The sequence below is a fragment of the Mesorhizobium sp. M5C.F.Ca.IN.020.29.1.1 genome, from assembly GCF_003997375.1.
GTDB lineage: Bacteria > Pseudomonadota > Alphaproteobacteria > Rhizobiales > Rhizobiaceae > Mesorhizobium > Mesorhizobium wenxiniae.
This window is the reverse complement of record NZ_RZSW01000542.1, coordinates 1-4,197: the sequence shown is the minus strand read 5'-3', so window position 1 is coordinate 4,197 and position 4,197 is coordinate 1. Positions and strand designations below refer to the sequence as shown.

Sequence of the window (4,197 nt, the reverse complement as noted above, 5' to 3'; positions counted from 1 at the left end):
GGCCAGATGGATTTCTCCAAGGCGAGCGGCATCGTCAAGGGACTGCTGCAGTAGGGATTTTCCCCGCTCTTGCGATGTTCATAAGGCTTCGACGAAGGCGACCCCAGGGAGCCAGCCCAGCCGGATGTGGATGATCCTCAACCGCTCTTCGGTTTCTTCTGAGAGCGGGTGGTGGTAGCTCGCCCTGACATGTTCAGTGCCACGGCGGCGCCAATGAGCGCCTTCAATGCCTCTTCATCGATCTTGTCGCCCTCATGGATATCGATGGCGCGCCTGGTGTTGCCTTCGAGACTGGAGTTGAAGAGGCCTGAAGGGTCCTCCAGTGAGGCGCCCTTGGCGAAGGTCATCTTCACAACATTCTTGTACGTCTCACCAGTGCAGATTATTCCGGCGTGCTCCCACACCGGAACTCCTCTCCACTTCCACTCCTCGACCACTTCGGGGTCGGCCTGCTTGATGAGGGTTCGGACCCGAGCGAGCATCTCGCCCCGCCAATCGCTCAGCTCGTTGATTCTCGCATCTATCAGCTGAGAGGGAGTGCCTCCTCCTTCTCCTTCCTTCGATCCGCTCGCTTTCATGGCTGTTGTCGCTTTGGTCATGATTGTACTGGGGTCCCCATGGCTTGTGCGCGTACGGCGTCTCACGACGGCATCGATGCGGCGAGCCGTTTGCCGTTCCGGCGCGAACGCCTGGCCTATTGGCCTCATGCCAATGCCGGGCAACAAACTCTCAACATCGAGGAGGAACCTTCGTCCCTCCAGACCCGTTTTGCAACGAGGATCATACGAAATTGGAGCCCCGATTTGTCGGCGCGTTTGTTGAACATTATCGGCGCCGCCACCAGCGCCGGCGCCTATTCGCCGGGGCAGGAACAAGCGCCCGCGGCCTTTCGGCGACATGGGCTCGCAGAGGCGCTCGCGAGCCGAGGCAGAACCATCAGGGATGATGGCGATGTTGCATCGTTCCGATGGCGACCGGATCCCTCGCAGCCGCAGGCTATGAACCTAGAGGCCGTGCGCCACGCCTGTGACTTGGTCGCAAGCCACGTGGCGACGGCGATCGCAGCGCAGGAGGACGTGCTTGTTTTAGGTGGCGATTGTACTGTGGAGCTGGGAACGGTCGCCGGAGCAAACGCGGCCGGCGCGCGGATTGGACTCGTCTACATAGACTTCGACGCCGATCTCAACACACCCGACACGAGCGACGGCGCCTTGGACTGGACTGGTGTCGCTCATTTGCTCAATATTCCCGGATGCGAACCTTCGCTTGCCAGGCTCGGCCCAATCCGTCCGATGCTCGTGCCTCAGCAGCTCCTCTATTTCGGCGTCGAGAACATCACTCCGCCCGAAGCTGCGGTGATCAGAGATAACGCGATTAAAATTATATCGCGTGAGGAAGCTTTGAGTGATATCGAGGCGGCGACGGCGCGCGCGGCCGCCTGGGCGGCCCGCTCTGACTGTGTGCTTATTCACTTCGATGTCGATGCACTCTCCTTTATCGATTTTCCGATTGCTGAGAATGTGCGCCGTTGCGACGGTCTCAAACTGGAGGACGCCGCCTTCGCGCTAAAGCAATTGACCGCCCTGCCGCAATGGCGCGGCCTGACCATCACAGAAGTTAATCCGGCCCATGCGCCAGACGAGTCCGCCGCGTTCGCCCGCTTGAATGAGGTGCTTGCAGACGCCCTTGGGTAATTCGCGACGCATCTCACATTCGTTCGCCGGGCAATTGGCTGGCTTGCTTCACCCAAGCGGCAAATTGAGCTTCGTCGAGCTGGTCCTCATAAACGTCGAGATAGCGCACTTGCTTGTGCTTGGACTTGCCGGGAGGAAGAGGACGAAGTGACGTGCCTCGGAAGAAGGTCACTTTGACGTAGCGGGTGAAGACATGGAACGACAGGAACCAGCCCTGGCCTTCGATGCCGTAAAATGGCGAGTTCCATTTGACTGCCTTGTGCACACCGGGGACAGTGCCCGCGATGATCGCGTCGAGACGGCGCCCGAGGTCGCTTTTCCAGCCCGGCATGGCCGCGATGTAGGCCTGCACGGGAGCGTCGCCTTCAGCCTTCGCGATCTGGGGGTTGCCGCCTGCGAGGAGTGCCGGTTTCGCGGCCTTGCCGGGCTGCGGCTCCGGCGTCGCCTTGCGCGGTTTGGTCGGTTTCGCAGCGACCCGCTCGGCGGCGGCCTTCGCCGACTTCTCGGATGTGTGGTCGGCCATTGTGTTCACTCCAGGTGGTAATCGATCATACTTGATTCTAGAAAGCCGCCCCTGAAGATCAATTTCGGAATCCTATTGATCTCCGCCAAACCAACAAGCGCACAGGCAGAGGCTTTCTCTCCAAAAGGCGGACGTCGCGAAAAGCCTGCGCTACCGGATCGATTTGCAGAGTCTGCCCGTCTATTCGGCTGCGGCCGGTAGCGGCGGCGTCGCACTGCTGCGCCACTCCTGGAGATGCGAGGCAAGCGCGACCGCCACGGCGACCAGCATGGCCAGGGCGCCAACCACCGGCAGGCTGAGATAGCTATAACCGGCATTGAGCATAGCGGCACCGAGCGAGGCGGCCAGCGCGATGCCGACATTGAAGCCGGCCGGGATGAGCGATGAGGCGAGGTTGGAGGCATCCGCCGTCCACGTCAGGATACGGGTCTGGATCGGAGTGCCGATGGCGAAGCTGAGTCCGCCCCAGACAGTGATCGCCACGACCATCCGCACCGGGTACGGGCTGACGGCGTAAATGACGGCAAGTGTCACCGCCTGCATGAAAAGCATGGTGATGAGCGAGGGCATCAGTTTCCAGTCGGCGAGCCGCCCGCCAAGAAAGACGCCGATCGTCGCGCCGACACCGTTGAGCAGGAGCACCCAGGGCACGAGGTCCTCATCGAGGCCGGTGATTTCAAGCAGCGTCGGCGTGATGTAGGTGAAGAGGCCGAACTGACCGATCATCAGCATCAGCATGAGGATCAGCGACGTCCAGACCTGCTGGCGTGCAAGCACGCGAACCTCGCTGCCGAAACTGACGGACTGGCGCGCCGATCCCGTCTTGCGTGGGAGGAGGGCGGCCATGGCGGCGATGGAAACCACACCAAGCGCGCACATCACCCAGAACGTCGCACGCCACCCCCAGATGTTGCCGATCGCCGTGCCGGCCGGCACGCCGATGACATTGGAGACCGTGAGGCCAGACAGGATGAGCGCAACGGCCATTCCGCGCTGGTCGTGGCGGACCAGGCCGACCGCGACCACCATCGCGACGCCGAAATAGGCGCCGTGCGCCACGGCCACCGCAATCCGCAACAGCAACATGGACGCGAAGTCGGGTGCAAGTGCGCAAGCGGCCTGGCCGATGGTGAAGGCTGCGGCAAGGCCAAGCAGCAAGGCCTTGCGCGAAATCGTCTTGGTGGCGAGCGTCAATAGCGGTCCGCCGATTGCGATGCCGCCGGCGTAGCCGGAGACGAGGTAGCCGGCAGTTGGGATGGAGACGCCAAGGCCATCCGCCACCTGCGGCAGCACACCGGCGATGACGAACTCGGTGGTGCCGAATGCGAACGCAGCGATGAACAGGGCGATGAGGGGAAGCATGGCGCTGGAAGGCGATCCTTGAATGAGATGGCCTCAAATCACGAACGAGAGCGGCGAGCAATCCAGAAATTGTCGACGCCGGTTTAGGTTTTCTTGATCGGGCTGGCGCGAAGGACAAGGCTCCGGGATCACCCGGCCTTCAACCGCGAGCCGGTGAGCAGGCCGCGTTCCTCGAGCACGGGATAAGCCATCGAGGCGAGCAGCGAGTTGATCTGCTTCAGGTCGCGGATGGTGTCGAGATGGATGGAACTGGTCTCGACGCTCTTGGCGGTGCCGTCGCGCAGCCGCACGAAGTGGCTGGCGCTGGTCTCCTTCTCGCGGTCGCGCAGCCGGTCCTTTTCGAGCACCAGCTGGCGGGCGGTCTCCGGATCGCGCGAGACCAGCACGTTGAAGGCAAGCCGTGCGTTGGCGAGCACCGAGGCGTGGAAGGCGCAAAGCTCGCGCCAGCCTTCGGGCGTGAACTCCAGCCCGCGCTCGAGCTTCTTCCTGACGTGCACCAGCATGTTGCGCACGATGATGTCGCCGACCTGCTCGAGCTTGACGCAGGCGCCGATCAGCTCCTGGCAGCGCAGCGCCTCGTCCTCGCTCAGCGGGTTCTTGGTGACCTTGGCCAGATAG

5 protein-coding genes are annotated in these 4,197 nt (G+C 62.4%); 1 reads left to right on the top strand and 4 read right to left on the bottom strand.

Annotation, left to right across the window (positions count from 1 at the left end; genetic code table 11):
• Window positions 1-137: 137 nt before the first annotated feature.
• On the bottom strand, window positions 138-599 hold the full coding sequence (locus tag EOA85_RS29165; protein ID WP_127212066.1) for a DUF1801 domain-containing protein: 462 nt from the start codon (window positions 597-599) through the stop codon (window positions 138-140).
• An 18-nt stretch (window positions 600-617) separates the two neighbouring features.
• On the opposite strand from EOA85_RS29165, the gene EOA85_RS29160 reads away from it, so the two are divergent.
• Window positions 618-1,694 carry an arginase family protein gene (locus EOA85_RS29160; protein WP_127212065.1) on the top strand — a complete coding sequence of 359 codons (1,077 nt, stop codon included), beginning with the start codon at window positions 618-620 and terminating at the stop codon, window positions 1,692-1,694.
• A 13-nt stretch (window positions 1,695-1,707) separates the two neighbouring features.
• On the opposite strand, the gene EOA85_RS29155 is transcribed toward EOA85_RS29160, so the two are convergent.
• From EOA85_RS29155 to EOA85_RS29145, 3 genes are all read right to left on the bottom strand, one after another.
• The gene (locus tag EOA85_RS29155; protein ID WP_127212064.1) at window positions 1,708-2,217 is read right to left on the bottom strand and encodes a DUF1801 domain-containing protein; all 510 of its coding nucleotides are present in this window, start codon (window positions 2,215-2,217) and stop codon (window positions 1,708-1,710) included.
• Between the two features lie 180 nt (window positions 2,218-2,397).
• Window positions 2,398-3,579, bottom strand: a complete 1,182-nt coding sequence (locus EOA85_RS29150) for an MFS transporter (RefSeq protein ID WP_127212063.1) — start codon at window positions 3,577-3,579, stop codon at window positions 2,398-2,400.
• A gap of 128 nt (window positions 3,580-3,707) precedes the next feature.
• A partial coding sequence (locus EOA85_RS29145) for a PhoU domain-containing protein (protein ID WP_164759953.1) occupies window positions 3,708-4,197 on the bottom strand: 490 nt, incomplete at its 5' end.

Excerpts from the sequence above, each read along its gene's own strand:
- EOA85_RS29165 (WP_127212066.1), bottom strand. The coding sequence starts at position 599 with ATGACCAAAGCGACAACAGCCATGAAAGCGAGCGGATCGAAGGAAGGA.
- EOA85_RS29160 (WP_127212065.1), top strand. The coding sequence starts at position 618 with ATGGCTTGTGCGCGTACGGCGTCTCACGACGGCATCGATGCGGCGAGC.
- EOA85_RS29155 (WP_127212064.1), bottom strand. The coding sequence starts at position 2,217 with ATGGCCGACCACACATCCGAGAAGTCGGCGAAGGCCGCCGCCGAGCGG.
- EOA85_RS29150 (WP_127212063.1), bottom strand. The coding sequence starts at position 3,579 with ATGCTTCCCCTCATCGCCCTGTTCATCGCTGCGTTCGCATTCGGCACC.